This is a genomic window from Pseudomonas sp. LBUM1659 (genome assembly GCF_059716045.1).
Genome location: NZ_CP166797.1, coordinates 1350718 through 1377162, shown reverse-complemented (window position 1 = coordinate 1377162; position 26445 = coordinate 1350718). Strand labels below are relative to the sequence as shown.

Annotated in this window: 24 protein-coding genes and 2 tRNA genes; 18 read left to right on the top strand and 8 right to left on the bottom strand. The window is 58.3% G+C overall.

Annotated features, from left to right (window positions below):
- The first annotated feature begins 138 nt into the window (after nt 1-138).
- The 5 genes from ACA048_RS06095 to ACA048_RS06075 are packed head-to-tail and all read left to right on the top strand — an operon-like array spanning nt 139 to nt 4334.
- A complete protein-coding gene (locus ACA048_RS06095; RefSeq protein WP_497628346.1) occupies nt 139-921 on the top strand; it encodes a transporter substrate-binding domain-containing protein in 783 nt (260 codons plus the stop codon).
- Nucleotides 922-977: 56 nt separating this feature from the next.
- Nucleotides 978-1706: an ABC transporter permease gene (locus ACA048_RS06090; RefSeq protein ID WP_033058975.1), complete on the top strand. Its 729-nt coding sequence runs from the start codon at nt 978-980 to the stop codon at nt 1704-1706.
- Nucleotides 1703-2413, top strand: a complete 711-nt coding sequence (locus ACA048_RS06085; protein ID WP_497628345.1) for an ABC transporter permease — start codon at nt 1703-1705, stop codon at nt 2411-2413. Before ACA048_RS06090 ends, ACA048_RS06085 begins: the two co-directional genes overlap by 4 nt.
- A 24-nt stretch (nt 2414-2437) precedes the next feature.
- Entirely contained in the window at nt 2438-3556 is a 1119-nt protein-coding gene (locus tag ACA048_RS06080) for a succinylglutamate desuccinylase/aspartoacylase family protein (protein WP_497628344.1), read from the top strand.
- 13 nt (nt 3557-3569) lie between these two features.
- Entirely contained in the window at nt 3570-4334 is a 765-nt protein-coding gene (locus tag ACA048_RS06075; RefSeq protein WP_497628343.1) for an ABC transporter ATP-binding protein, read from the top strand.
- Between the two features lie 110 nt (nt 4335-4444).
- Here ACA048_RS06075 and ACA048_RS06070 read toward each other — a convergent pair whose 3' ends face one another.
- The gene (locus ACA048_RS06070; RefSeq protein ID WP_008060697.1) at nt 4445-4654 is read right to left on the bottom strand and encodes a hypothetical protein; all 210 of its coding nucleotides are present in this window, start codon (nt 4652-4654) and stop codon (nt 4445-4447) included.
- Nucleotides 4655-4760: 106 nt separating this feature from the next.
- Nucleotides 4761-5327, bottom strand: coding sequence for a dCTP deaminase (dcd, locus tag ACA048_RS06065; RefSeq protein ID WP_090187649.1), 567 nt, complete (start codon nt 5325-5327; stop codon nt 4761-4763).
- A gap of 353 nt (nt 5328-5680) precedes the next feature.
- On the opposite strand from dcd, the gene ACA048_RS06060 reads away from it, so the two are divergent.
- Entirely contained in the window at nt 5681-5890 is a 210-nt protein-coding gene (locus tag ACA048_RS06060; protein WP_002554837.1) for a cold-shock protein, read from the top strand.
- 111 nt (nt 5891-6001) lie between these two features.
- Here the strand turns inward: ACA048_RS06060 and ACA048_RS06055 are convergent, their stop codons facing one another.
- Nucleotides 6002-7009, bottom strand: coding sequence for a DUF481 domain-containing protein (locus ACA048_RS06055; RefSeq protein ID WP_497628342.1), 1008 nt, complete (start codon nt 7007-7009; stop codon nt 6002-6004).
- 135 nt (nt 7010-7144) lie between these two features.
- On the opposite strand from ACA048_RS06055, the gene ACA048_RS06050 reads away from it, so the two are divergent.
- The 4 genes from ACA048_RS06050 to ACA048_RS06035 all read left to right on the top strand — a co-directional run bounded on the left by ACA048_RS06050 (nt 7145) and on the right by ACA048_RS06035 (nt 11946).
- Nucleotides 7145-7525 carry an MGMT family protein gene (locus ACA048_RS06050; protein ID WP_497628341.1) on the top strand — a complete coding sequence of 127 codons (381 nt, stop codon included), beginning with the start codon at nt 7145-7147 and terminating at the stop codon, nt 7523-7525.
- Nucleotides 7526-7569: 44 nt separating this feature from the next.
- Entirely contained in the window at nt 7570-9153 is a 1584-nt protein-coding gene (locus tag ACA048_RS06045; protein ID WP_497628340.1) for an AmpG family muropeptide MFS transporter, read from the top strand.
- Between the two features lie 106 nt (nt 9154-9259).
- Nucleotides 9260-10975, top strand: coding sequence for a proline--tRNA ligase (locus ACA048_RS06040; RefSeq protein WP_497628339.1), 1716 nt, complete (start codon nt 9260-9262; stop codon nt 10973-10975).
- Nucleotides 10976-10992: 17 nt separating this feature from the next.
- Nucleotides 10993-11946 (top strand): hypothetical protein, encoded by a 954-nt coding sequence (locus ACA048_RS06035; protein WP_497628338.1) that lies wholly within the window; start codon nt 10993-10995, stop codon nt 11944-11946.
- An 85-nt stretch (nt 11947-12031) separates the two neighbouring features.
- Here the strand turns inward: ACA048_RS06035 and dinB are convergent, their stop codons facing one another.
- Nucleotides 12032-13093 carry a DNA polymerase IV gene (gene dinB, locus ACA048_RS06030; protein ID WP_497628337.1) on the bottom strand — a complete coding sequence of 354 codons (1062 nt, stop codon included), beginning with the start codon at nt 13091-13093 and terminating at the stop codon, nt 12032-12034.
- Nucleotides 13094-13393: 300 nt separating this feature from the next.
- Here dinB and ACA048_RS06025 point away from each other — a divergent pair.
- From ACA048_RS06025 to ACA048_RS06010, 4 genes are all read left to right on the top strand, one after another.
- A tRNA-Met gene (locus tag ACA048_RS06025) sits at nt 13394-13470 on the top strand.
- A 232-nt stretch (nt 13471-13702) separates the two neighbouring features.
- Nucleotides 13703-13779: transfer RNA gene (locus ACA048_RS06020), tRNA-Met, on the top strand.
- A 280-nt stretch (nt 13780-14059) separates the two neighbouring features.
- Nucleotides 14060-16702 (top strand): bifunctional lysylphosphatidylglycerol flippase/synthetase MprF, encoded by a 2643-nt coding sequence (mprF, locus tag ACA048_RS06015; protein WP_497628336.1) that lies wholly within the window; start codon nt 14060-14062, stop codon nt 16700-16702.
- Nucleotides 16702-18000: a virulence factor family protein gene (locus ACA048_RS06010; RefSeq protein WP_497628335.1), complete on the top strand. Its 1299-nt coding sequence runs from the start codon at nt 16702-16704 to the stop codon at nt 17998-18000. The genes mprF and ACA048_RS06010 overlap by 1 nt, the downstream gene beginning before the upstream one ends.
- A gap of 86 nt (nt 18001-18086) precedes the next feature.
- Here ACA048_RS06010 and ACA048_RS06005 read toward each other — a convergent pair whose 3' ends face one another.
- From ACA048_RS06005 to ACA048_RS05995, 3 genes are read right to left on the bottom strand one after another with little or no spacing between them, the layout of a single operon-like run.
- Nucleotides 18087-18758, bottom strand: a complete 672-nt coding sequence (locus ACA048_RS06005) for a PP2C family protein-serine/threonine phosphatase (protein ID WP_497628334.1) — start codon at nt 18756-18758, stop codon at nt 18087-18089.
- On the bottom strand, nt 18755-19453 hold the full coding sequence (locus tag ACA048_RS06000; protein WP_497628333.1) for a hypothetical protein: 699 nt from the start codon (nt 19451-19453) through the stop codon (nt 18755-18757). Before ACA048_RS06000 ends, ACA048_RS06005 begins: the two co-directional genes overlap by 4 nt.
- Nucleotide 19454: 1 nt before the next feature.
- Entirely contained in the window at nt 19455-20222 is a 768-nt protein-coding gene (locus tag ACA048_RS05995) for a MarR family transcriptional regulator (RefSeq protein WP_497628332.1), read from the bottom strand.
- A 492-nt stretch (nt 20223-20714) separates the two neighbouring features.
- On the opposite strand from ACA048_RS05995, the gene ACA048_RS05990 reads away from it, so the two are divergent.
- A complete protein-coding gene (locus tag ACA048_RS05990) occupies nt 20715-21041 on the top strand; it encodes a DUF3077 domain-containing protein (RefSeq protein ID WP_497628331.1) in 327 nt (108 codons plus the stop codon).
- 199 nt (nt 21042-21240) lie between these two features.
- Here the strand turns inward: ACA048_RS05990 and ACA048_RS05985 are convergent, their stop codons facing one another.
- Nucleotides 21241-23142, bottom strand: a complete 1902-nt coding sequence (locus ACA048_RS05985) for a potassium transporter Kup (RefSeq protein ID WP_497628330.1) — start codon at nt 23140-23142, stop codon at nt 21241-21243.
- A gap of 445 nt (nt 23143-23587) precedes the next feature.
- Between ACA048_RS05985 and rimO the strand changes: the two genes are divergently transcribed.
- The 3 genes from rimO to ACA048_RS05970 all read left to right on the top strand — a co-directional run bounded on the left by rimO (nt 23588) and on the right by ACA048_RS05970 (nt 26425).
- On the top strand, nt 23588-24925 hold the full coding sequence (rimO, locus tag ACA048_RS05980) for a 30S ribosomal protein S12 methylthiotransferase RimO (RefSeq protein WP_497628329.1): 1338 nt from the start codon (nt 23588-23590) through the stop codon (nt 24923-24925).
- A gap of 112 nt (nt 24926-25037) precedes the next feature.
- Nucleotides 25038-25511: an acetyltransferase gene (locus tag ACA048_RS05975; protein WP_497628328.1), complete on the top strand. Its 474-nt coding sequence runs from the start codon at nt 25038-25040 to the stop codon at nt 25509-25511.
- Nucleotides 25512-25714: 203 nt separating this feature from the next.
- Nucleotides 25715-26425 carry an rRNA pseudouridine synthase gene (locus tag ACA048_RS05970; protein ID WP_497628326.1) on the top strand — a complete coding sequence of 237 codons (711 nt, stop codon included), beginning with the start codon at nt 25715-25717 and terminating at the stop codon, nt 26423-26425.
- Nucleotides 26426-26445 lie beyond the last annotated feature (20 nt).

Here is a 26445-nt window from a genome sequence, read left to right as displayed (position 1 = left end):
CGTCATTTCTTGTATGACCTTTTAAAACGCTTGTTCGGGACTCTGGTTCGGAAATTGCTACTTTCATCAGGTCTTACGCTTTCCAGTAACAATAATTCTGCGCCACAAGCGCTCATATTGGTTCTTAGGGATTGAATAATGAAAAAAGCATTGCTGACCTTTTCTGCACTGGCGTTGTGCATGGCTGCGGGCTCCGCACTGGCCAAGGAATACAAAGAATTGCGTTTTGGCGTTGACCCTTCCTACGCACCGTTCGAGTCCAAAGCGGCCGACGGTAGCCTGGTCGGCTTCGACATCGATCTGGGGAACGCGATCTGCGCCGAGCTGAAGGTCAAGTGCAAATGGGTCGAAAGCGATTTCGACGGCATGATTCCGGGCCTCAAGGCCAATAAATTCGACGGTGTGATCTCTTCGATGACCGTCACCGAAGCCCGCGAAAAAGTCATCGACTTCTCCAGCGAGCTGTTCTCCGGCCCGACCGCCTACGTGTTCAAAAAAGGTTCTGGCGTGACTGAAGACGTCGCCTCGCTCAAGGGCAAGACCGTCGGCTACGAACAAGGCACGATCCAGGAAGCCTATGCCAAAGCCGTACTGGACAAGGCCGGCGTTAAAACCCAGGCCTACGCCAACCAGGATCAGGTCTATGCCGACTTGACGTCCGGTCGTCTCGACGCAGGGATTCAGGACATGCTGCAAGCCGAACTGGGCTTTCTGAAGTCGCCACAGGGTACCGATTACGATGTCAGCAAGCCAGTCGACAACGCTTTGCTGCCGGCCAAAACGGCTGTCGGTATTAAGAAAGGTAACACCGAGCTGAAAGCGCTTTTGGATAAAGGTATCAAAGCGTTACACGATGATGGCAAATACGCCGAGATTCAAAAGAAACACTTTGGCGATCTGAATCTGTACAGCGGCAAATAATGCCCGGCGCCCATCTCGCGATGGGCGCTTTTTTTATCCGATCAGGTTGCTGATTTATGTTCGAAAACCTATTACAAAATCTGGGGCTCTCTGCCTTCAGCCTCAAGGGCTTCGGTCCGTTGCTGATGGAAGGCACCTGGATGACCATCAAATTATCGGCGTTGTCGCTCTTGGTGGCCGTCTTGCTCGGCTTGCTGGGCGCCAGTGCCAAACTGTCCAAAGTCAAACTGGTGCGCGTGCCGGCGCAGGTCTACACCACGCTGATTCGCGGCGTGCCGGACTTGGTGCTGATGCTGTTGATTTTCTACAGCCTGCAAACCTGGCTGACGTCGTTCACCGACTTCATGGAATGGGAATACATCGAGATCAACCCGTTCAGCGCCGGGGTCATCACCCTGGGCTTCATCTATGGCGCGTACTTCACCGAAACCTTCCGTGGCGCGATTCTCGCGGTCCCGCGTGGCCAGGTCGAAGCCGCAACCGCTTATGGCCTAAAGCGTGGCCAGCGTTTCTGGATCGTGGTGTTCCCGCAAATGATGCGTTTTGCCCTGCCGGGGATCGGCAATAACTGGATGGTGATGCTCAAGGCCACTGCGCTGGTGTCGATCATAGGCCTCGCCGACCTGGTCAAGGCCGCTCAGGACGCCGGCAAAAGCACCTATCAACTGTTCTATTTCCTGGTGCTGGCTGCCGTGATTTACCTGCTGATCACCAGCGCCTCCAACTTTGTCCTGCGCTGGCTCGAACGCCGCTATGCCGCCGGTTCCCGGGAGGCCGTACGATGATCGAACTCTTGCAGGAATACTGGAAACCCTTCCTTTATACCGACGGCAACAACATCACCGGCCTGGCCATGACCCTGTGGCTGCTGACCGCCTCGATCGTCATCGGTTTCCTGGTGTCGATCCCGCTGTCCATCGCTCGGGTGTCGCCGCACTTCTACATCCGCTGGCCGGTGCAGTTCTACACCTATCTGTTCCGTGGTACGCCGCTCTATATTCAGCTGCTGATTTGCTACACCGGCATCTACAGCCTGGCCGCCATCCGTGCACAACCGGTACTGGATGCGTTCTTTCGCGATGCGATGAACTGCACCATCCTCGCCTTCGCCCTCAACACTTGCGCCTACACCACGGAGATTTTCGCCGGGGCGATCCGCAGCATGAACCACGATGAAGTCGAAGCCGCCAAAGCGTATGGTCTGACCGGCTGGAAGCTGTATGCCTACGTCATCATGCCGTCGGCCCTGCGTCGCTCGTTGCCTTATTACAGCAACGAAGTGATTCTAATGCTGCACTCGACGACCGTGGCGTTCACCGCGACCATTCCGGACGTCTTGAAAGTCGCTCGGGACGCCAACTCGGCGACCTTCCTGACCTTTCAGTCGTTCGGCATTGCGGCACTGATCTACCTGACCGTGACCTTTGCACTGGTTGGCCTGTTCCGTCTCGCCGAACGGCGATGGCTGGCCTTCCTCGGGCCGACCCACTAGGACCCGCTTTAGGAATAAAGAGACATGCGCCACCAGATTCATGACCTGCTGGCCCCGCTGCCGGGGACCGCACGACAGATTCACAGTTTTCATTACGGCCCCACGTCGGCCAAAGGCAAGATCTACATCCAGTCGTCACTGCATGCCGACGAGATGCCTGGCATGTTGGTGGCCTGGCACCTCAAGAAACGCTTGGCCGAACTCGAAGCCGCCGGCCGGCTGCGCAGCGAGATCGTATTGGTGCCGGTGGCCAATCCGATCGGACTGGAACAAGTATTGTTGGAAGTTCCGCTGGGGCGCTTCGAGCTCGAAAGCGGTCAGAACTTCAATCGCTGGTTCGTCGATGTGAGCGAAGCGGTCGGCAATGAGATCGAAGGCCAACTCGGTGACGATCCGCAACGTAACCTCGGGCTGATCCGCGACAGTTTGCGCAACGCCTTGGCCAAGCAAACCGCCAGCACTCAACTGCAATCCCAGCGCCTGACCCTGCAACGCCTGGCCTGCGATGCGGACATGGTGCTGGACCTGCATTGCGATTTCGAAGCTGTCGCGCACCTTTACACCACGCCGGAAGCCTGGCCGCACGTCGAGCCCTTGGCGCGATACATCGGTGCCGAGGCGAGTTTGCTGGCCACCGACTCCGGCGGCCAATCATTCGATGAATGTTTCACCCTGCTCTGGTGGCAGTTGAAGGAGCGCTTCGGCGAACGCTTCGACATTCCGCTGGGCAGTTTTTCGGTGACGGTCGAATTGCGCGGTCAGGGTGACGTCAATCATCCGCTGGCCAGCCTCGATTGCCAGGCGCTGATCGATTACCTGATTCACTTCGGCGCCATTGCCGGCGAACCGGCGCTAATGCCCGACCTACCCTACCCGGCCACGCCGCTGGCGGGCGTGGAACCTGTAGCCACTCCTGTCGGTGGCTTGCTGGTGTTCACCGCGCTGCCGGGGGAGTACCTGGAAGCCGGGCAACTGATCGCCGAAATCATTGACCCGATCAATGATCGCGTCACCCCCGTTCATTGCACCGCCGCCGGGCTGATGTACGCCCGCTCGCTGCGTCGCATGGCCACTGCCGGCATGGTGATCGCGCACGTCGCGGGCGCCGAAGCCTATCGCAGCGGCTACCTACTTTCGCCTTGAGGATGCATGCCCCATGTACAAACTGACCATCGAAGGCCTGCATAAAAGCTATGGCGATCATGAAGTCCTCAAAGGCGTTTCGCTCAAGGCCAACACCGGCGACGTCATCAGCCTGATCGGCGCCAGCGGCTCGGGTAAAAGTACCTTTTTGCGCTGCATCAACTTTCTTGAACAACCCAACGACGGCGCCATGAGCCTCGACGGACAGAACATCCGCATGATCAAGGATCGTCACGGCATGCACGTGGCCGATGCCAATGAACTGCAACGGATCCGCACCCGCCTGGCCATGGTGTTCCAGCACTTCAACCTGTGGAGCCACATGACCGTGCTGGAAAACATCACCATGGCTCCGCGCCGGGTGTTGGGTTGCAGCAAGGAAGAGGCCGAAGACCGCGCCCGACGGTATCTGGACAAGGTTGGTCTGGCCGCGCGGGTTGCCGACCAGTACCCGGCGTTCCTGTCCGGTGGCCAGCAACAGCGGGTCGCCATTGCCCGGGCGCTGGCCATGGAACCGGAAGTCATGCTGTTCGACGAGCCCACGTCGGCGCTCGACCCGGAACTGGTGGGTGAAGTATTGCGAGTGATCCAGGGCCTGGCCGAAGAAGGCCGGACCATGATCATGGTGACGCACGAAATGAGCTTCGCCCGCAAAGTCTCCAGCCAGGTGCTATTCCTGCACAAAGGGCTGGTGGAAGAAGAAGGCGCGCCTGAAGACGTGCTGGCCAATCCGAAGAGTGAACGGCTGAAGCAGTTCCTAAGCGGCAATCTGAAATAATCCATCCCCCGGCAGGAGCAAAGCTTGCTCGCGATGAAGGCGACTCGGTCCATTAACGACCGAGTTATCGTTCATCGCGAGCAAGCTTTGCTCTTACACGCGTTTGGGTATCAGGCTACGGGCGCCGGAGGCGGCTCATCCGGCAAGGTGGGTTCACCGGGTTCCGTTGGCTGTTCGTTCGGGGTATCGGGGTCTGGTTGACCCGGGATGCCCCCCGCCATGCTGACGGGCGGATGTGCCAACAAGGACCAGGCCAAAACGCCAACCTGATTGGGCTCAAGCCTTGCCAGTTCGGCACTTATTCGCGGATCGATCTTCATAAAGCACTCCTGGGCGAAGGCCCCGTCGCTGTGCGCGAACCGGGCAGTACACCCCATAGAGTGTCTACCCGCTCCAGAATTCCCGCTGACTGTCCAGATGAACGGATCAGGTGCGCGGCAGGGTGACGCCGAGCTGGCCCTGATATTTGCCGCCACGGTCCTTATAGGACACTTCGCACTCTTCGTCGGATTCGAAGAACAGCATCTGTGCAACGCCTTCGTTGGCGTAGATTTTCGCCGGCAGTGTCGTGGTGTTGGAGAACTCCAGCGTTACGTGCCCTTCCCACTCAGGCTCAAGCGGCGTCACGTTGACGATAATGCCGCAGCGCGCGTAGGTGCTTTTACCCAGGCAGATGGTCAGCACGTTGCGTGGAATGCGGAAGAATTCCACGGTACGAGCCAGGGCGAAGGAGTTTGGCGGAATGATGCAAACATCGCTTTTAACGTCGACGAAGCTCTTCTCGTCGAAATTCTTCGGATCAACGGTTGCCGAATTGATGTTGGTGAACACCTTGAATTCATCGGCGCAGCGCACGTCGTAGCCATAGCTCGAAACACCGTAGGAAATAACGCGCTCGGCGCCTTCGCCGCGCATCTGGCGCTCAACGAAGGGTTCGATCATGCCGTGCTCTTGCGCCATGCGGCGAATCCACTTGTCCGATTTGATGCTCATGGCGGGTGTCCTGAATAGCGAGGTGGAAAAATTCTGTCCGGCATCTTACCGGGCGCGCGCTCCGGGTTCAAAGTCCGGGGCACAATTCTCCCGCCCCCCCCTGAATTCAGGGCCTTTTCCCAAATTTTATGGACCGTCAGTCCTGAAATCAGAGAAACCTTCACAAGAAGCATTGGCACGTTCGGGAAAAAGGGTTAAGGTGGCGCCACTGTGCTGCTTGTGTCACTGAGAATCTCTACACGATATGTTGAATTTCGATCCAACCATCTACAAGAATTTTTCCTGCTCTTTGCACTCAGTCTCGGCCAGGGTTCTTCCTGAGTCGCAGTTATCTTTGTTCAAGGAGTTACACCATGTCTAATCGCCAAACCGGTACCGTTAAGTGGTTCAACGATGAAAAAGGCTTCGGCTTCATCACTCCACAATCCGGTGACGACCTGTTCGTTCACTTCAAAGCTATCCAATCCGACGGCTTCAAAAGCCTGAAAGAAGGCCAACAGGTTTCTTTCATCGCTACCCGCGGTCAGAAAGGCATGCAAGCTGAAGAAGTTCAAGTTATCTAACTTGTACTTGCTTTAGTAAAAAGCCCCGCCCTTAAAAGCGGGGCTTTTTTGTGCCCGACTGTTTTGCAGGCAAAAAAAAATCGCAGCCCATGGCTGCGATTTTTTTATGCCTTACCAGGCTACGCCAAACCCGGCGGTGTAGCGGACCTGGTCCAAATCAGCTTCTTCGGTACCGCTGACGACGTCTCGCTCAGCCTTCAGGTTCAGCGACGCCCATTCGGTCACCTTGTAGCGCAAGCCCAATTCAGCATCGAGTGCGTAATTGGCCACGCCTGACAACGGCTTGCCCACTTCGCCATTGGTGAAGAGCTCCACCTTCTTGCCGATCAGGTAACGGTTGTAATCCCACGTCATTGCCAGCGCATAGAAGTTGTCCTTGCCGCCGTCCGTGAACTCGTAGTCCGTGCGGTTGACCAGCGAGCCCAGGGAGAATGCGCCTAATTCGTCATCCCAGAACTGGTAACCCGGACCGGTACCGACGGTGCGCTGACGGGAAAGGGTTTCGACTTTGTCACGCTTATAGACTGCCCGGCCTTGCCAGAACCATTTCTCGGTCAAGAAGCGGTCGAGCGAGTATTCAGCCCGCCAGTTGTCAGTCGTAACGACGTCATCCTGGAATTCGCGGTTGTATTCGCCTTCCGCCGTGTGCCGCCATTTGCCATGGCGCGCAGTTGTCTTGAAGTCGATGTTGTAGTCATCGGTATCGTTTTCCGCCCGCTGGTAATCCAGCGCTGCGTCGATGTTCCCCTTCCACACCAGATCTTCGACTACCGGCTTGGGCTTGAGAATCTGCTGAATACTGGCCAGTTCCACCGTCTTGGGAGCCTCGCCATTTTCCAGCGTTACCTTGCCCTCGCCTGCCGCATGCAGCGACTTGGCCTTCTCGCCCGTGTACGCATCCTGCTTGACCAGCAACTCCTGATCGCTTTCCAGGGTTTTGACCTGTTTCCAGTCAATCGGGACCGCGCCGGCGTACTCGGTCTGGATTACCAATTTGCCGCCATCGAATAACGTGATCTTGCCGCTCAACTTGTCACCGTTTTTCAACCACACGGTATCGGCGAGCAAGGGTGTGGAAGCACTCAGGACAGCGAGGCAAAGCAGGGTTCTGGACAACATAAGCAAAAACAGGCTCAAGTTTGCGAAAAAAATCGGCATTATCCTCAGGAATAAGACCCTAGCAAGGACTGACCCGACTATTTCTATTGAGTTCATTTCTCAAACAGTGATCCGGGATTTATTCTACAAACGGCAATGCGACCTTTTTCAGGAATTGCGGACGTGACCGAACCAACCTCTGAAACCGAAAGTGCGGCGCAAATCCGACGCACGGCTCTCTACCTGACACTGGCACAGGTACCTGAAGGCAAAGTGGTGAGCTATGGTCAACTTGCGGAGCTGGCCGGACTCGGTCGCGCTGCCCGCTGGGTCGGACGCACGCTGAGCCAATTGCCAGGTGACACCAAACTGCCCTGGCATCGGGTTCTCGGTGCCGGCGGTCGGATCAGCCTGCCTGTGGGCAGCCCTTCAGGGGATGAGCAGCGCGCGCGATTGCGCTCGGAAGGTGTCAGTATCCAGAACAATCGTGTTGATATTCAGCGCCATGGCTGGCGCCCGGTAGAGCACAGCGGTTAGAGTGCGCGCTTTGTTTCCGTAATTCTTGAGGCAGACTCCAGCCCATGCCCCGTAAAACCTGGCGCGCCGCGCTCGCCGCCTATGCCAGCCCATCGACGCTCGTGTTGTTGCTGCTTGGTTTCGCCGCCGGCCTGCCCTACATGCTGGTGTTTTCGACGCTTTCCGTCTGGCTTCGCGAGGCAGGTGTAGCTCGTGAAACCATTGGTTATGCAAGTCTCATTGGCTTGGCCTACGCCTTTAAATGGGTCTGGTCCCCCCTGCTCGATCAATGGCGCCTGCCATTTCTCGGCAAGCTGGGGCGACGACGCTCCTGGCTGGTGCTATCGCAGGCGCTGGTGATCCTCGGCCTGGTAGGCATGGGCTTTTGCGACCCACAAAAGCATTTGTCCTGGCTGATCGCCATCGCGGTGGTCGTCGCCTTCGCCTCGGCGACGCAGGACATTGCGGTCGATGCCTATCGTCTGGAAATCGCCGAAGACAGTCGCCAGGCGGCACTCGCCGCCAGCTACATGTCGGGCTATCGGATCGCCGCGCTGCTTGCGACGGCCGGCGCACTGTTCTTCGCCGAGGGTTTCGGCTCCACCGGTTTCAATTATCAGCATTCGGCCTGGGCGGGTACCTACGTGCTGTTCGGCGCGCTGATGCTTCCGGCCTTGATCACCTCGCTGTTCATGCGCGAACCACCCGTGCCGCTGCGCACTCAGCTTCAGGCCGGCCGCTACAGCTTTGCGCATCAGTTGGCGTCCGTGTTTGTGCTGATCGTGTTACTGGTGTCCGTGCCCGCCATGTTCACTCAGCTCTACTACACCGACTTCGCCAGTGTCCTGTTCGAAGGCGTGAGCCTGCTCGACCTGGTACTCGAAGACCGGGCACTCCTGCGGGCGATCCTCTACATCCTGCTGACCGCCATGTGTCTGTCGACCCTGGGCCGTCGCGGTCTGGCACCGGTGCTGACACCGGTCAACGACTTCATTACGCGGTATCGCTGGCAAGCTTTCCTGCTGCTGGGGCTGATCGCCACCTACCGGATGTCCGATACGGTCATGGGCGTCATGGCCAACGTGTTCTATATCGATCAGGGCTTCACCAAGGATCAGATTGCCGGGGTCAGTAAAGTTTTCGGCCTGATCATGACCCTGGTCGGCGCTGGCATGGGCGGCCTGCTGATTGTGCGCTTCGGTATTCTGCCGATCCTGCTGATCGGTGGCATTTCGTCAGCCGGCACCAACCTGCTGTTCCTGATGCTGGCCGACATGGGCGCCAACCTGAACATGCTGATCCTCACCATTTCCCTGGACAACTTCAGCTCGGGCCTTGCCACATCGGCGTTCGTCGCCTACCTGTCGAGCCTGACCAACCTCAAGTTCTCCGCCACCCAGTACGCCCTGCTCAGCTCGATCATGCTGCTGCTGCCTCGCCTGATCGGCGGCTACTCGGGGGTCATGGTAGAGAAGTTCGGCTATCACAATTTCTTCTTGATCACCGCCCTGCTCGGCGTTCCGACACTGCTCTTGATCGCCCTCCACTGGTACCAGGAGAGCCGTCGCGCAGGCCCGACACCGACGCCAGAGCCGGCTCCGACCCAGATCGGGAAGGAATCACAGGAGTCATCGCAAAGGGCGGTGTGATTCCCACCCTCCTGCCACACCACCGACCGCATGCCTGTACGCCAGCGGATCTCGCCCGTACAATGCTCCGTCATTTCTCGTCATCAGCAACCGACAACGGCCAACCATGCGCACCAGTCAATTTTTGCTCGCCACACAGAAAGAAACGCCTTCCGACGCGGTCGTGATCAGCCATCAGCTGATGCTGCGCGCCGGCATGATCCGCAAACTCGCCTCGGGCCTCTACACCTGGCTGCCGATGGGCTTGCGAGTGATGCGCAAGGTCGAAGCCGTCGTTCGTGAAGAAATGAACGCCGCGGGCTCTCTTGAAGTGTTGATGCCGAGCACACAACCGGCTGAGCTGTGGCAGGAATCCGGTCGCTGGGAAGAATACGGCCCTGAATTGCTGCGCTTCAAGGATCGCCATGGTCGTGATTTCTGCGCGGGCCCGACCCACGAAGAAGTGATCACCGATCTGATGCGCAACGAATTGAGCAGCTACAAACAGCTGCCGATCAACCTGTACCAGATCCAGACCAAATTCCGCGATGAAATCCGCCCACGCTTCGGTTTGATGCGCGGTCGTGAATTCATCATGAAGGACGCCTATTCGTTCCACGCTGACCAGCCTTCGCTGCAAGTCACCTACGACCGCATGCACCAGGCTTACTGCAACGTGTTCACCCGTCTGGGCCTGAAGTTCCGCCCCGTAGAAGCCGACAACGGCTCCATCGGCGGTGCCGGCTCCCACGAATTCCACGTACTGGCCGAATCCGGCGAAGACGACATCGTCTTCAGCAACGGCTCCGACTACGCGGCGAACATCGAAAAAGCCGAAGCGGTACCACGCGAAACCTCGCGCGCACTGCCTGCCGAAGAGCTGCGCCTGGTCGACACCCCGAACGCCAAGACCATTGCGCAACTGGTCGAAGGTTTCAACCTGCCGATCGAAAAGACCATCAAGACCCTGGTGGTTCACGCTGAAGAGCCAGGCAAGCTGATTGCCCTGATCATCCGTGGCGACCACGAACTGAACGAAATCAAGGCGGCCAACCAGCCAGGCGTTGCCAGCCCACTGGTCATGGCGTCCGAAAGCGAACTGCGCGACGCCATTGGCGCCGGCGCTGGCTCTCTGGGCCCGTTGAACCTGCCACTGCCGATCATCATCGACCGCTCCGTCGAGCTGATGAGCGACTTCGGCATTGGTGCCAACATCGACGACAAGCACTACTTCGGCGTGAACTGGGAGCGTGATCTGCCTGTTCCGACCGTCGCTGACCTGCGTAACGTGGTAGCCGGCGACCCAAGCCCGGATGGCAAGGGCACGCTGGAAATCAAGCGTGGCATCGAAGTCGGGCACATCTTCCAGCTGGGCAACAAGTACAGCAAAGCGATGAAGTGCGAAGTGCTGGGCGAGAACGGCAAGCCGGTCACCCTGGAAATGGGTTGCTACGGCATCGGCGTTTCCCGCGTGGTGGCGGCCGCCATCGAGCAGAACAACGACGCCAACGGGATCATCTGGAGCGACACGCTTGCGCCGTTCCAGGTTGCGCTGGTGCCACTGCGCTACGAAACCGAACAGGTTCGCGAAGCCACCGACAAGCTTTATGCAGAACTGACTGCAGCCGGCTTCGAAGTTCTGCTGGACGACCGCGACAAGAAGACCAGCCCGGGCATCAAGTTCGCGGACATGGAGCTGATCGGCATTCCTCACCGGATCGTGGTCAGCGATCGTGGCCTTGCCGAAGGCAATCTGGAATACAAGAGCCGTACCGAACCTGAAGCGCATGCGCTGCCGGTCGCCGACGTGCTGTCTTTCCTCCAGGCCCGTATCCGCCGCTGACACCAGATAGAGAAGTCATGTTCAAGCGAAACACCTTAGGCCTCGGTGGTGCCGCCCTGTGCGGCACCCTGCTGGTCAGCGGCTGCGCCAATCAGATGTCGCAACGCAGCGAGCACGAGGAACGTGTCGAGCGCAAATTGCTCGATCACAGCCTGCAGATCGATGTCGGTGATCCCAAGGTGCTTGATCTGCCGCAACGTCGGGTGAAAATCCACGAGCAAAAGACCTTCGAAGTCACCGAATTCGAAGTCACTCGCCACTATGATCGCTACACACCTTACCAACCCTGGCGGGAGGTCTATGAGATCCCGCTGGGCGCGGTGGCTGTAGTGGCCGGTGTCGGCGCGAACGTGGTCAACGTGTTTACGCTTGGCAACCTGCCGGACAGCGTGACCAAGGATTGGCTGAGCTACGGTTTCGCCGGGCTCAACCCGTTCATGAACGTGCAGTCTCACGGTCGTGCGCAACAAAACCTGGCCGGCATCGACGAAGTTCAGCTCGACAAACGCACCGAATATTCGAGCCTGCCATGGAGCGAGCGTCCGGTGGAGGTCAAGGCCGGCAAGGAAACGTTCGAGTTGAGCACCGACAAAAACGGCGTTTTGCGCGTGAATCTGCTGGACAGCCCGTTCGCCGAACATGACATCAACCATTTAACCCGCCTGCTGATCAGCGTCGAAGATGGCAACGACGATGTGCACACCAACACATCCCTGGAAGTCAGTAGTTCTTTGCGTGGCAAGTTGCTCGAAGCCCACGGGCTGATTTACGACGATCTCGAAGACGACGAAGTGAGCCAGTGGGTACACCGGGTCAAGCGCCTGTCGGAGCTGGGTCTGGAAGAAGAAGCCAGCGAGCTGGAGCAAAGCCTGATCGAACTGACGCGCAACGACCCCGAGTTGCAGACCGAATTCCTCAAGTCGTTGACCAAGAATGCCGGGCGCTTGGTAGCTGATCCAGGACCGAATTAAAAGCAAATGCTAAAAGCTTCGTCGGAACGCCTTTGCGAGCAAGTCGAAGGCGGCCTGACATTCACCCAGACATCAAAACCTGCCACTACCGCTCAAACAACTCCATCTGCTCAAACCCACCCCGCAAATCCTCAAGCCTGACCCCAACCCCCAACAACCGCACCGGTTTCCCGCCGCGATTAAACGCCTGGGTCAGCAGCAACTGATAACTCCCCAAATCCCGCCCTGCCCCGGCCTGCTCCAGCGTGGTCTGGGTAAAGTCATGAAATTTCACTTTGACGAACGGCTTGCCCGGCCGATAGCTGCTGTCGATTCGCGCCATGCGGCCCGCGAGGGTTTCCAACAGTTCGGGCAATTTATCCAGACAGCTCACCAGATCCGGCAGGTCCACGTCATAAGTGTTTTCAACACTGATCGACTGCCGACGACTGTCGTTGTGGACCAAACGCTCATCGATCCCACGGGCCAGGCTCCAGAGTCGTTCGCCGAAACTGCCGAATTCGCGCACCAGCGCCAATTTGTCCCACTCGCGTAAATGCGAGCATTCAACGATGCCGAGCCTGCCTAGCTTGTCGGCAGTGACTTTACCCACACCGTGCAACTTGCTCACCGGCAAGCCGCTGACAAAGTCTTCCACTTGATCCGGGGTGATGACGAACAAGCCGTTGGGCTTTTTCCAGTCACTGGCGATCTTGGCCAGAAACTTGTTCGGCGCCACACCGGCCGACACGGTGATGTGCAATTGATTGGACACTCGCCGACGAATGTCCTGGGCGATACGCGTAGCACTGCCACCGAAATGCGCGCTGTCCGATACGTCGAGGTAGGCCTCATCGAGGGACAGCGGTTCGATCATGTCGGTGTAATCGCGAAAGATCGTGTGAATTTCCTTCGACGCTTCTCTATAAGCCTCCATGCGCGGCTTGACGATGGTCAGGTCCGGGCACAGCTTCAACGCATGCCCGGAAGACATGGCCGAACGTACGCCATAGGCCCGCGCTTCATAGTTACAGGTCGCGATCACCCCCCGTCGATCCGCCGAACCACCCACTGCCAACGGTTTACCGGCCAGGCGCGGGTCGTCACGCATCTCGATGGCGGCGTAGAAGCAGTCACAGTCGACGTGGATGATTTTTCGCTGGGTCATATAAAAGCGCAGTTCGTGACGAAGAAAAGGAGCGTTGGCGAGTCAGATAGGCAGTATCTCACCGACACCTGTATATAGCACCAGTACTCGGAATGTTCTTTTTCACCCGTAGGAAAGTACGCCATGCATTTATTTTTTCAATCGAACGCAACCTGCCAATAGATCTGAAAGCCTTGCCACGCCTGCCTTACAGCCATTCACCTCACCCAGTTTTCAAGCTAAGCGGTTGAACAGGAACATGTTTTTCCAATATTGGAGGTTGACACCCCAGCGATCCTCTGTAGAATGCCGACACACAGACGCGGGATGGAGCAGTCTGGTAGCTCGTCGGGCTCATAACCCGAAGGTCGTCGGTTCAAATCCGGCTCCCGCAACCAAACATCAAAAAAGGCTACTCGAAAGAGTGGCCTTTTTTGTGCGTGCCTGTTTTGTAGGCACGCGCGAAGAAATGACGCACTTACGCTTAAGCGACCCGAAATGAGAAATCGTTTCATTTCCGAAACTTAGCTCTCCCCTACGACCGTTCGCCGCTCATTTACACTTATTTGACCCATCTTGGGATTAACGGTTGACACTCCGCCGTTCGCCTGTAGAATGCCGCCACACAGACGCGGGATGGAGCAGTCTGGTAGCTCGTCGGGCTCATAACCCGAAGGTCGTCGGTTCAAATCCGGCTCCCGCAACCAAACATCAAAAAAGGCTACTCGAAAGAGTGGCCTTTTTTGTATCTGCCGAAAAAGTCCTTTCGCAACAATGAGCTGTCACAGTGCCGGGAAGCGTCAGGGATCTTCAAACTGCTGAGTCCAGACTATGCTGGAACTCAGGCAGCCCCCCCTCTACGACTCAAGACGCACCATCGCCGGAACCCGGTGAGAGGCATTAATATTCGTGATTATTTTTATCTACAGGGATTGGTAACTTGGCTCGATACCTCCATCCTGTCGCGCACGATCCAAGAGGTGATTGATGCGCGCCAACTCGTCTGATCCACAAGACACCGTCACAGCGACACAGCCGATCAAGGCCGAGCGCTTGCGCCTGCTCGATCTGATCAGCAAATATCGTCAGCCCATCGGCCTGGCGGTCACTCTGCTGTTGTTCGCTATCGCGCTGATTGCCTGCCGTCACCTGTTGAGCGAACTCGATCTGTACGCTTTGCATGACTCGATTCTGGAAGTCCCGAAACCGGCATTGCTGGGCGCCTTGGGTGCGACCGTGGCCGGCTTCATTATTCTGTTGGGTTACGAGTGGTCGGCCAGCCGCTATGCGGGCGTGACGCTGGCGCCTCGAATTTTGGCGCTCGGGGGGTTCACGGCCTTTGCGATCGGCAATGCCATTGGCCTTTCAATGCTTTCGGGTGGCTCGGTTCGTTACCGTTTATATGCACGTCATGGACTGGGGGCTTCAGAAGTCGCTCACATGACGTTGTTTGCCAGCCTGTCGCTCGGTTGCGCCCTGCCACCGCTGGCCGCCCTGGCAACCCTCAGCAACCTGACTGCAGCCTCTACTGCCTTGGGGCTGTCCGAGACATTGCTCGGTGCGATTGCGGCGGCAGTCCTGCTGCTCTTCAGCGTCCTGGCCATCGGCATCTACCGCCGTCGTCTGCCGGAACAGCCCTCACCTGACAACTTGCTGGTCAAAGTCGGCCGCCGCACCTTGCGCCTGCCCGGCCGCCGCCTGACTTTCCTGCAACTGATCATCACCGCCCTGGACGTGGCTGCCGCCGCGACCGTGCTCTATCTGTTACTGCCAGAAGCACCGCCCTTCGGCGCCTTCCTGCTGGTGTACTTGCTGGCATTGGCCGCGGGCGTGCTCAGCCACGTGCCGGGCGGGGTCGGCGTATTCGAAGCGATCCTGCTGGCCGCCTTTGCCGATTCGCTCGGCGCGGCACCACTGGCCGCCGCCCTGCTGTTGTATCGACTGATCTATGTGGTGTTGCCCCTGCTGGTGGCCTGCCTGTTCCTGCTGATCAACGAAGGCCAGCGCCTGTTTCAGTCGCGTCAGTCCCTGCGCGCAGCGTCCGGCCTCGCGGCACCGATTCTGGCGTTGCTGGTGTTCCTGTCCGGCGTGGTCTTGCTGTTTTCTGGCGTGACCCCGGAAATCGACACCCGCCTGGAACACGTCGGTTTTCTGATCCCCCATCGCCTCGTCGATGCCTCGCACTTCGGCGCCAGCCTGATCGGCGTGCTGTGCCTGTTGCTGGCTCAAGGCCTGCGTCGACGCCTGTCTGCCGCCTGGATGCTGACCACTATTTTGTTGCTGGTTGGCGCCCTGCTCTCCCTGCTCAAGGGGTTTGACTGGGAAGAAGCCTGCCTGATGACCCTCACCGCCAGCCTGCTGGGGGTGTTCCGTCGCTCGTTCTATCGCCCGAGCCGCCTCACCGAACTGCCGTTCTCGCCGCTGTATCTGGTGTCCAGCCTGTGCGTGCTGGGCGCCTCGATCTGGTTGCTGCTGTTTGCGTATCAGGACGTTCCGTACAGCCATCAACTCTGGTGGCAGTTCACCCTCGATGCCGATGCGCCGCGTGGTTTGCGCTCGCTGCTGGGTGCCGCCGTGCTGCTGGTCGTGGTGTCCCTGACGTGGCTGCTGCGCACCGCCCGCCCAGTCATTCACCTGCCGACACCGGATGAACTGGACCGCGCTGTAAAAATCCTCATGGCTTCCGCCCAACCGGATGGTGGCCTGGCCCTGACCGGTGACAAGGCGCTGCTGTTCCACCCTAACGACGAGGCGTTTCTGATGTACGCCCGCCGTGGACGCAGCCTGGTGGCGCTGTACGACCCGATTGGTCCGACGCAACAACGGGCCGAGATGATCTGGCAGTTCCGCGACCTCTGCGACGTCCACCACGCCCGCCCCGTGTTCTATCAAGTGCGCGCCGAGAACCTGCCGTACTACATGGACATCGGCCTGACCGCGATCAAGCTCGGCGAAGAAGCCCGGGTCGATCTGCATCGCTTTGATCTCGAAGCCAAGGGCAAAGAGATGAAAGACCTGCGTTACACCTGGAACCGTGGCACCCGCGATGGCTTGTCGCTGGAGATCTTTGAGCCGGGCCACGCCCCGATGGATGAACTCAAGGTCATTTCCGATGCCTGGCTGACCGGCAAGAACGTGCGCGAGAAAGGCTTTTCGCTCGGCCGTTTCAGCGATGACTACCTCAAGCACTTCCGCATCGCGGTGATCCGTTTCGAAGGACGCCCGGTGGCATTCGCCAATCTGCTCGAGACCTACGGCCATGACCTGGCGAGCCTCGACCTGATGCGTGCACACCCGGACGCGCCGAAGCTGACCATGGAATTCATGATGGTCGGCCTGATTCAACATTATAAAAAACATGGATACGCGCGCTTCAGCCTGGGCATGGTGCCGTTGTCGGGGTTGCAACCCCGTCGTGGTGCACCGCTGACCCAGCGTCTGGGCTCGATGGTGTTCCGCCGTGGTGAGCAGCTCTACAACTTCCAAGGCTTGCGCCGCTTCAAAGACAAGTTCCAGCCTGACTGGGAACCCCGTTATATGGCCGTGCCCGCCGGACTCGATCCGCTGGTTGCCCTGGCCGATACTGCTGCCCTGATTGCGGGCGGCTTGACTGGATTGGTGAAACGCTGATGATTCAACGCTCCTTGCGGTACGTACTGGCCACACTGGTAGTGCTGGCCCTGATTCTCGGTGGCGGTTTCTGGTACCTGAAACGCCCGGCACCGGCACCGACGCTCGAACAGCTGACGCCGGCCGATGGCGCCGCGATGACCCGCGTGATTCCCGGCACCACGCCGAAGGCTCAAGTGCTGGTGGCGGTCAACGAAGACCAGAAGCTCAGCGATCAACAGCTAATGACATTGAGCCGCTCCGGTTCGGCGCAGATTGTTCAAGTCATTCTGCCCAAAGATTGCCTGCTGCAAAGCCGCGCATTGCAATCGGGCTTGAGAGAACTCAAAGGCCCGGCAACCTTGGTCAGCGGTATCGGCCCCGGCGCCGTGCTGGCCTGGCGCTGGTTGTCCGAACAGAAGAATGACAAGGCTCAGGCCATCTCCGTCGACCTGGCCCTGGAAAAACCTGGCTGCACCCACTTGCTGCCGAAAACCGCTGCTCACGGCCACTGGCTGGTGGCGTGGAACGACAACCCGGACGACACCAGCGCCGGCTTCGTGCGCGATCAACCCAACGCCGAAACCAGCATCAGCGACTACGACATCAACCTGCCGCAAGTCCTGAACAACGAACTGCGCAAAATCCTCGTCGGCGGCGACAAAGCCGCCGGCGGCCTGCAAATCCCTGTTGTCGAAGTACCGGCTGGCCAAGCCAAAGACACCGTCACCCTGTTCCTCTCCGGTGACGGCGGCTGGCGCGACCTTGACCGTGACGTAGCGGGCGAGATGGCCAAGATCGGTTATCCGGTGGTCGGCATCGACACCCTGCGCTACTACTGGCAGCACAAGAGCCCTGAGCAAAGCGCTCTGGACCTCGCCGAACTGATGCAGCACTACCGGCAGAAATGGGGCACCAAGCGCTTCATCCTGACCGGCTACTCGTTCGGCGCCGACGTACTGCCGGCGATCTACAACCGCCTGGCCGAATCGGAACAGCAACGCGTCGACGCCATTATCCTGTTGGCCTTCGCCCGCACCGGCAGCTTCGAAATCGAAGTCGAAGGCTGGCTCGGCAACGCCGGCAAAGAAGCCGGCACCGGCCCGGAAATGGCCAAGCTGCCACCTGAGAAAGTGGTGTGCATCTACGGTGAAGAAGAAGTCGACGAGAGCGGCTGCACTGACAAGACCGCCGTGGGCGAAGCAATGAAACTGCCTGGCGGCCATCACTTCGACGAGAACTATCCGGCACTGGCACAGCGGTTGGTGGATATCATCGTCAAGCGGCAGGCCAAGGTAGAGGCGACGGTTCAGGAGTAATCTGAGCGTCGCGCACAAAAAAGCCCCCGCAGCTGTTTGGTTGCGGGGGCTTTTTTTCACATTTACAGACGTGAAGTACTTCCAGATTAAAGCTGAACATCTATCCACGTTACGTCATCTTCAACAGCGATAAAGTCGCTATCCGGTGCTGCCAACAAGCTGCTTTGCTGCGACTCCGTTAACTCCGCCCAGAAACCATCGGTTACGAACACCAGTCGCTCACCGACAGCCAATGGGTGAAATACAAAGTCAGGGTCCGGGGCACGATTTTGCTTCAGGCATCGGGTTACCCGGTTTCGAGCGGGATCTTGCGCCAACTCACGGTGCGAACGGTCACGCCTCCAATTGGCCTTGCAGTGGGGCTGCGTAATCCAATCAATTGCGCCTGCCGATGTCACTACACCGCACGAACAGTCACCCTCATACGCCAGCGTGAGCTTTCCATGAGCAGCGAAACCGATCAGGTAACACATGCTCCCGGTCTGTTTCGCAAACAACGTGGGGTGAAGCTCCGTCAGCACAGAACCAAGTAGCTGCTCAACTGCTCCGTACTCAGTGAGGTCGCCCCCTCGATCCATGTGTTTCGGGTAGGCCGCTAAAACACCATTTACGAAGCATTCAGCCAACTGGCCGCTGCCGGGCTTCGACGTACCATCCGTAACGACGAACAGCCCACTACCACCGTCACAGCGAGCGCCAGCAGAATCATGATTGGCGTTCCTGGTCTGTCCTGTCACCGATCTGGTGATGTATCTCATGCGTTGCTCAGGTCTTTCATACGCATGTAAATGATCCGACCTCTATCCGGATTGGCCTGCACCGAGCCCGAACTTTCAATCACGTAGTCGATACCACGGAGCACCATGAGTTCTCGAATTCCAGAGGTGATGAATCCCTTGAGCTCAGGCTCAGCCTGGCGAACCTCTTCCAAAAGCTCTGTACGACCATCAATCAAGATGAGGATGTCTTCAACATCTTTGTGATAAGGGTCGCCCCCACCGCGACCGCTAAACGCCTCTAGTTTCGTCGCAAGAAAGTAGGTCGGTTTAAATATCTGGATGACGGTCCCACTGGGCAACGCAAATTTCTCGGCTTTCGCCAGCCCCTCCACGAACCAACGGTTGGCATATCCGAGAACCGCGGGGTCAGAAGGCATCACATCAACGACGACGTCGTTGAAGCGGAAACGACAGTTAACTTCATCCTCACCAGTGATCTTGAAGTTCTTGGCTGCCAGCCGCTCGATCAGGTGTTGCCAGGCGCTAATGCCTGCCAGTTCGATCACCAAGTCAACATCATCGGTGAAACGAATGTCGTCCAGCACAGCAGTATCAGTAACCAGCATGGCTGTGGTGCAACCGCCGACAAAAGCAACCTCAGAGAGAAACGCCGCCCCCAAGCCGTCTGCAACAAATTCGATGAGCTCGTAGTTGTGATCAGCGTTTGATGACATGTTATTTCAGACCCATCCCTGCTTTTAGAATGTTAATCGCGACACCGCACTCTCGCGGACCACCAAGACGGATCGCATCAGCCAGCGCAAGATAGTGATAAAGGATCCTGTCCCGCTTCACCGCTTCCGGCACCGTCTTGTAGAGAGGCTCTATCGCCTGACCACGCTCAGCTCCGAGTGCATCAGGCCAAACCGGAATCAACCCGCCAGCGCTCTTGATGCTTTTGGACAGCGCAGGGGCAGCGAAGCCGGTTGGAATCCCGCGAACCATCGCGCCCGGTTTCACGGGAAAAAAGTATTTCAGAGCATGCTCGGTTATTTTCAGCAATTCCCGCCGATTAACTTTCGGGAGCCCGGTGTCGTAGTCATTGGAGAGCAATCCGGACTCACGGCACCTGGCTATAGCGTTTGAAACCTCGCTTTTGCTTAACCCAAGAGACGCAGACAACGCACGCAACGAGTAGCCTTCGCTCCAGCTCGCCAGCGATGCAGAAGGCACAGACTCCGACCACCCTTCCCAGCCATCCTCATCACCCAAGGATGAGTCGGGCGCCTGGCGGTGGAATGCAGTTTCTTGACCCTCAGCGGGGTAGGTGACTAGCGACTGCCCCACTCGCCCACCTGCCGTCATTCGATTTATCTGCTGGGGCTTCAACAACTCCTCAACCGTGTTCGAATTCGACTCAGACTCCATCCTCCCCAAGAGATTTTCTTCCTGGGCGTGCAGGCTGACCATCTTGAACAAAAGCAAAATGTCTTGACTCTTCATGAAGCCAGGAACTCCAAGTGTCCACATTCCATAAAACGTGGACACTTGTCTCATTGGAAATATTGAACCGTCAAGACCTTTCGATATTTGCATCAACGCGAAACTGCAGCGACTTATCTAATCCCTCACCACGTTTAGTTTCGTTTAACTTATCGTGTCGCAATATCGGATGACGCCCGCAGACCTTGTAGGCAAACTCCGAATTTCGCTTTTGGGCACTTTGCCGCCTTGTTGCGCTTTTCTTCGACGGGATACTCTCCGGACGTCGCTGACCATTCAGCGATCGGGATTGGAAACCCGACGAGCGAATAGCAACAACGTGCCCAACATGACCGCAGACCTTCACGGCTGCAATCTAGTGTCATGGTGGCTGTGCGTGGGACGTCTTCGGACGTGCCGGTTTCCTAGGCTCCCGGTTTTCCAACCTGCGCACAGCTGCCACCCATTCGCTTGGAAACGAACGTGGCAGCTCCTCAAGCTTAGGGAATAGACATGACTAAAATTGATGCTTCCGCGATTTCAGAACTAAAAACCATCGGCTTCACCCCTCTCATCTACTGCTCGGATCAAGCCCTATTCAACGTCCGCGCCGGCGTCCCCATCGTCGAAGCATTAGCCCAAGCCTCCGACCTCCTCTTCCTCGGCAAATCATTCGCCGAGGATGCCGCCTACGCAAAAGACACCGACCGCCACGCCTCGGCGGCGCATTACCTTACGGCGATGGGTAAGGCAGTCATTGATGATGTGCTGAAGGTGTTAACCCCGCGACCTGCCCGGACGAAGACCGAATCCGAAGAAGAGTTGCCCCGAAGCAAGTAAGTCCCCAGACACCGCAAATCTAATGTGGGAGCGGGCTTGCTCGCGAAGGCGGATTTACATTCAACATTGATATCGACTGACTCACCGCATTCGCGAGCAAGCCCGCTCCCACATTGAGTCTCCGTCGACTTCAAGTTATGTGTTCGGGCACAAAAAAGCCCCCACTACCTTCACGGCAACGGGGGCTTTTTGTTGGGGCTTACATTTCTACCTGAGTACCCAGCTCAATCACCCGGTTCAACGGCAAATTGAAGAACCGCAAGTTGCCATTGGCATTCTTCAACATGAACGCAAACAGCCCCTCTCGCCAGCGCGCCATGCCTTCGAGCTTGGAGGCGATGACCGTCTCGCGGCTGAGGAAGTAGGTGGTGCGCATCGGGCTGAAGTCCAGGTCATCGAGGTGACACAGTTTCAACGCTTGCGGCACGTCCGGTTCGTCGATGAAGCCGAAATGCAGGATCACCCGGAAGAACCCTTCGCCGTAGGAGTCGACCTCGAAGCGTCGGGTAGGCGGTACGCGCGGGATGTCTTCGTAGACCACGGTCAGCAGCACCACTTGCTCATGCAGCACCTGGTTATGCAGCAGGTTGTGCAACAGCGCGTGCGGCACAGCGTCCGGGCGCGCGGTCAGGAACACGGCGGTGCCTTGCACGCGATGCGGCGGTTGCACGCGGATACTGCTGATAAAAATCGGCAGGGGCAGCCCACCTTCGTCCATGCGTTCGACCAGCAGTTGCTTGCCGCGTTTCCAGGTGGTCATCAGCACAAACAGCACGATACCGGCGATCACCGGGAACGCACCGCCCTGGACGATTTTCGGCACGTTGGCGGCGAAGTACAGACCGTCGACGAGCAGAAAACCGAGCAACAGCGGCACCGCGAGCACTGGTGGCCACTTCCACAGCAGCAGCATCACCGCCGATACCAGGATCGTGGTCATCAGCATCGTGCCAGTCACCGCCACGCCGTAGGCCGAAGCCAAGGCACCGGAGGATTCGAAGCCCAACACCAACAGGATCACACCGACCATCAGCGCCCAGTTCACCGCACCGATGTAAATCTGGCCTTGTTCGGCACTGGAGGTGTGGCGAATGTGCATACGTGGAATGTAGCCGAGCTGGATTGCCTGACGGGTCAGGGAGAACGCACCGGAAATCACCGCTTGCGAGGCGATCACCGTGGCCAGTGTCGACAAGCCCACCAACGGAATCAGCGCCCAGCTTGGCGCCAACAGGTAGAACGGGTTACGCGCGGCTTCCGGGTCACCGAGCAGCAGCGCACCCTGACCAAAGTAGTTCAGCACCAGCGCCGGTAACACGAGGATGAACCAGGCGCGGGCAATCGGCTTGCGACCAAAGTGGCCCATGTCGGCGTACAGCGCTTCGGCGCCGGTCAGTGCCAGCACCACCGCACCGAGAATCGCCACGCCCATGCCCGGATGGTCCATGAAAAAGCGCACGCCCCAGACCGGGTTCATCGCTTGCAGCACTTCGGGGTGTTGCAGGATGCCGTAGACGCCCAGCGCCCCCAGCACTACAAACCAGGTGACCATGATCGGCCCGAACAGAATGCCGATGCGCGCGGTGCCGTGACTCTGGATCAGAAACAGCGCCACCAGCACAATCAACGACAGCGGGACGACCCAATGGTCGATGCCTTCGAAGGCCAGCCCCAGGCCTTCAATCGCCGAGAGCACGGAGATCGCCGGGGTGATCATGCTGTCGCCATAGAACAGCGCCGCACCGATCAGCCCGCAGACCACCAGAAAACCTCGCAACTTCGGATGCCCCGCCGCGGCCCGTCGAGCCAGCGCGGTCAAGGCCATGATCCCGCCTTCACCCTGGTTGTCGGCGCGAAGGACATACATCATGTACTTGATCGAGACAACCCAGATCAGCGACCAAAAGATCAGCGCCAGAATCCCCAACACGCCGTCATGGTTGACCGGCACACCGTAACCGCCGGAGAACACCTCTTTGAGGGTGTACAGCGGGCTCGTGCCGATATCGCCGTAAACCACCCCAACCGCCGCGACCAGCATGCCGATCGGCTTCGTCGCCGAATGCTCCGCGCTAGCTGCCTGACTACTTGCCTGACCCATCCACCACTCCTACTACCCAGACCGGACTTCTTTGGAAGAAGCACTATGCTTTGCCACGCAGCATGCGCTGTTTTACCTATGGTTACAGACGTTTTGTTGACTGTAAAAATTCGATAAAGCCTAACGGCGCGAAGCATAGCGCAGCACTCGTCGTATTTCCCTGCATAAAGCTGGTCAAGTGAGCGACTCATCGCTAGAATTGCGCACTTTTTGATCAGAGGCAAAGCGTCCTGCCTCGCGAATCACTGCTGTTTTTTGACGGTGCCTGTTGTTGCCATGCTGCGTTGCCGCTTCTCGCCATAGCGAGCTATGACTCGGCGCGGCGCCTTGCCTGGCAACAACAGTCTCTCGTCAAAAAGCAGCGTATTCACGAGGCAGGACGCCAAGCGCCCGTTTGTCGCCTTGCCGTCTTCGGCTGGAGGCGTCACAAATACCGAGGTTAGACATGTCCACCACTCCTGCGCCGGCCAATCCAAAAGTTGGCTTCGTATCCCTGGGTTGCCCCAAAGCACTGGTCGACTCCGAGCGCATCCTTACCCAGCTGCGCATGGAAGGCTATGACGTTGTGTCCACCTATCAGGACGCTGATGTCGTGGTGGTCAACACCTGCGGCTTCATCGACTCGGCCAAGGCTGAATCGCTGGAAGTGATCGGCGAAGCCATCAAGGAAAACGGCAAGGTCATCGTGACCGGCTGCATGGGCGTCGAAGAAGGCAACATCCGCAAGATACACCCGAGCGTGCTGGCCGTGACCGGTCCGCAGCAGTACGAGCAAGTGGTCAACGCCGTGCACGACGCCGTGCCGCCGCGTCAGGATCACAACCCGCTGATCGACCTGGTGCCGCCACAAGGCATCAAGCTGACCCCGCGCCACTACGCCTATCTGAAGATTTCCGAAGGCTGCAACCACAGCTGCAGCTTCTGCATCATCCCATCGATGCGCGGCAAACTGGTCAGCCGCCCGGTCGGTGACGTGCTCGATGAGGCTCAGCGCCTGGTCAAGGCCGGCGTCAAAGAGCTGCTGGTGATCTCGCAAGACACCAGCGCTTACGGCGTCGACGTGAAATACCGCACCGGTTTCTGGAACGGCGCGCCGGTGAAAACCCGCATGACCGAACTCTGCGAAGCCCTGAGCACCCTCGGCGTCTGGGTGCGTCTGCACTACGTTTACCCGTACCCGCACGTCGACGAGCTGATCCCGCTGATGGCCGCCGGGAAAATCCTGCCGTACCTGGACATCCCGTTCCAGCACGCCAGCCCGAAAGTCCTCAAAGCGATGAAACGCCCGGCCTTCGAAGACAAGACTCTGGCGCGCATCAAGAACTGGCGCGAGATCTGCCCGGACCTGATCATCCGTTCGACCTTCATCGTCGGCTTCCCGGGCGAAACCGAAGAAGACTTCCAATACCTGCTGAACTGGCTGACCGAAGCGCAACTCGATCGCGTCGGCTGCTTCCAGTATTCGCCAGTCGAAGGCGCACCGGCCAACCTGCTGGACGCGGCCATCGTGCCGGACGATGTCAAGCAGGACCGTTGGGACCGCTTCATGGCGCACCAACAGGCCATCAGCTCGGCGCGCCTGCAAATGCGCGTCGGCCGTGAAATCGAAGTGCTGGTCGATGAAGTCGACGAGCAAGGCGCGGTCGGCCGCTGCTTCTTCGATGCCCCGGAAATCGACGGCAACGTGTTCATCGACAACGGCAGCAACCTGAAACCAGGCGATAAAGTCTGGTGCAAAGTGACCGACGCCGACGAATACGACCTGTGGGCTGAACAGATCTAAACGCAAAAAATACGAAAAGCCCCGCTCTCTTGACGAGATGCGGGGCTTTTTTACGTCTATCGTTTGGGGGAGAAAGGACTCGCATAATTAACCGCACATAGGGCATCCGGCCATGCGCCATCATTCGGTCATCCACACACCGAAACACAGTGACTACGAAGAACTCACCCGAGTCTGGGAAGCCTCGGTGCGCGCCACCCATGATTTTCTGCCGGACAGTTACATTGAGTTGCTCAAGGAACTGGTGCTGACCCGCTTCCTCGATGCCGTGATGCTGATTTGCACCAAAGACCCGCGCCAGCGCATCACCGGGTTCGCCGGGGTCGCCGCCGGCAAAATCGAAATGCTCTTCATTGATCCGGTTCATCGCGGCCAGGGTCTGGGCAAACAGTTGCTACGCTATGCCCTGGAACACCTGAATGCCGATAAGCTCGACGTCAACGAACAGAACTCACAAGCGCTGGGGTTCTATCTCAAACAAGGCTTCGAAGTGATCGGCCGCTCCGAGTTTGATGGCATGGGCCAGCCTTATCCGCTGTTGCACATGCGTTTGCGCCAAAGTCAGCAACATTCGCGGCATGGTTGATACAAAACAGAACAACTGTAGGAACTGGCTTGTGTAGGCGCTGGCTTGCCAGCGAAGGCGTCCGATTGATCGCCGCAAGACTCCCGGGCCTCTTCGCCGGCAAGCCAGCTCCTACACTAAATGCCGCCGCACTGAAATGGAGCCGGGATTAACCGGCGCCAGGCAGGTACAATGCCCACCCCTTTTTTTGTTACGGCCCTGTCATGACTGACCCGATTCGTCTCTCCAAACGCCTCATCGAACTCGTCGGCTGTTCCCGTCGGGAGGCTGAGCTGTTCATCGAGGGCGGCTGGGTGACCGTGGACGGTGAAGTCATCGACGAGCCGCAGTTCAAGGTCGACACTCAAAAAGTCGAGCTTGATCCAGAGGCCAAAGCCACTGCGCCAGAACCGGTGACCCTCCTGTTGAACGTGCCCGTGGGCATGGACGCGGACACCGCCATGGCCACCCTGAGCGCCGAGACCCTGAGCGAAGAACATCGCTTCAGCAAACGTCCGCTCAAGGGCCATTTCCTGCGCCTGACCGCCAGCACCGACCTGCAGGCCAATGCCAGTGGGTTGCTGGTGTTCACCCAGGACTGGAAGATCCTGCGCAAGCTTACTGCCGATGCCAGCAAGATCGAGCAAGAGTATGTGGTCGAGGTTGAAGGCGAGATGGTGGCACACGGTCTCAACCGCCTGAACCACGGTCTGACCTACAAGGGCAAGGAACTGCCGCCAGTCAAAGCCAGCTGGCAGAACGAAAACCGCCTGCGTTTTGCGATGAAGAACCCGCAACCGGGTGTGATCGCCCTGTTTTGCCAGGCCGTCGGCCTGAAGGTCGTCGCCATCCGCCGCATCCGCATCGGCGGCGTATCCATCGGCAAAGTGCCGCTGGGGCAATGGCGCTACCTGTCCGGCAAAGAGAAGTTCTAAGACTTCTCCCGCCGCCACAC

Bases quoted from the DNA above. Each gene is read 5' to 3' on its own strand.
- ACA048_RS06010 (WP_497628335.1), top strand. From the start codon at position 16,702: ATGATTCAACGCTCCTTGCGGTACGTACTGGCCACACTGGTAGTGCTG.
- ACA048_RS05995 (WP_497628332.1), bottom strand. From the start codon at position 20,222: ATGAAGAGTCAAGACATTTTGCTTTTGTTCAAGATGGTCAGCCTGCAC.
- ACA048_RS05975 (WP_497628328.1), top strand. From the start codon at position 25,038: ATGCGCCATCATTCGGTCATCCACACACCGAAACACAGTGACTACGAA.
- mprF (WP_497628336.1), top strand. From the start codon at position 14,060: ATGCGCGCCAACTCGTCTGATCCACAAGACACCGTCACAGCGACACAG.
- ACA048_RS06075 (WP_497628343.1), top strand. From the start codon at position 3,570: ATGTACAAACTGACCATCGAAGGCCTGCATAAAAGCTATGGCGATCAT.
- ACA048_RS05990 (WP_497628331.1), top strand. From the start codon at position 20,715: ATGACTAAAATTGATGCTTCCGCGATTTCAGAACTAAAAACCATCGGC.
- ACA048_RS06035 (WP_497628338.1), top strand. From the start codon at position 10,993: ATGTTCAAGCGAAACACCTTAGGCCTCGGTGGTGCCGCCCTGTGCGGC.
- ACA048_RS06050 (WP_497628341.1), top strand. From the start codon at position 7,145: ATGCGACCTTTTTCAGGAATTGCGGACGTGACCGAACCAACCTCTGAA.
- ACA048_RS06005 (WP_497628334.1), bottom strand. From the start codon at position 18,758: ATGAGATACATCACCAGATCGGTGACAGGACAGACCAGGAACGCCAAT.
- ACA048_RS06045 (WP_497628340.1), top strand. From the start codon at position 7,570: ATGCCCCGTAAAACCTGGCGCGCCGCGCTCGCCGCCTATGCCAGCCCA.
- ACA048_RS05970 (WP_497628326.1), top strand. From the start codon at position 25,715: ATGACTGACCCGATTCGTCTCTCCAAACGCCTCATCGAACTCGTCGGC.
- ACA048_RS06000 (WP_497628333.1), bottom strand. From the start codon at position 19,453: ATGTCATCAAACGCTGATCACAACTACGAGCTCATCGAATTTGTTGCA.
- ACA048_RS06090 (WP_033058975.1), top strand. From the start codon at position 978: ATGTTCGAAAACCTATTACAAAATCTGGGGCTCTCTGCCTTCAGCCTC.
- ACA048_RS06055 (WP_497628342.1), bottom strand. From the start codon at position 7,009: ATGTTGTCCAGAACCCTGCTTTGCCTCGCTGTCCTGAGTGCTTCCACA.
- dinB (WP_497628337.1), bottom strand. From the start codon at position 13,093: ATGACCCAGCGAAAAATCATCCACGTCGACTGTGACTGCTTCTACGCC.
- ACA048_RS06095 (WP_497628346.1), top strand. From the start codon at position 139: ATGAAAAAAGCATTGCTGACCTTTTCTGCACTGGCGTTGTGCATGGCT.
- ACA048_RS05985 (WP_497628330.1), bottom strand. From the start codon at position 23,142: ATGGGTCAGGCAAGTAGTCAGGCAGCTAGCGCGGAGCATTCGGCGACG.
- ACA048_RS06040 (WP_497628339.1), top strand. From the start codon at position 9,260: ATGCGCACCAGTCAATTTTTGCTCGCCACACAGAAAGAAACGCCTTCC.
- ACA048_RS06085 (WP_497628345.1), top strand. From the start codon at position 1,703: ATGATCGAACTCTTGCAGGAATACTGGAAACCCTTCCTTTATACCGAC.
- dcd (WP_090187649.1), bottom strand. From the start codon at position 5,327: ATGAGCATCAAATCGGACAAGTGGATTCGCCGCATGGCGCAAGAGCAC.
- ACA048_RS06080 (WP_497628344.1), top strand. From the start codon at position 2,438: ATGCGCCACCAGATTCATGACCTGCTGGCCCCGCTGCCGGGGACCGCA.
- ACA048_RS06070 (WP_008060697.1), bottom strand. From the start codon at position 4,654: ATGAAGATCGATCCGCGAATAAGTGCCGAACTGGCAAGGCTTGAGCCC.
- rimO (WP_497628329.1), top strand. From the start codon at position 23,588: ATGTCCACCACTCCTGCGCCGGCCAATCCAAAAGTTGGCTTCGTATCC.
- ACA048_RS06060 (WP_002554837.1), top strand. From the start codon at position 5,681: ATGTCTAATCGCCAAACCGGTACCGTTAAGTGGTTCAACGATGAAAAA.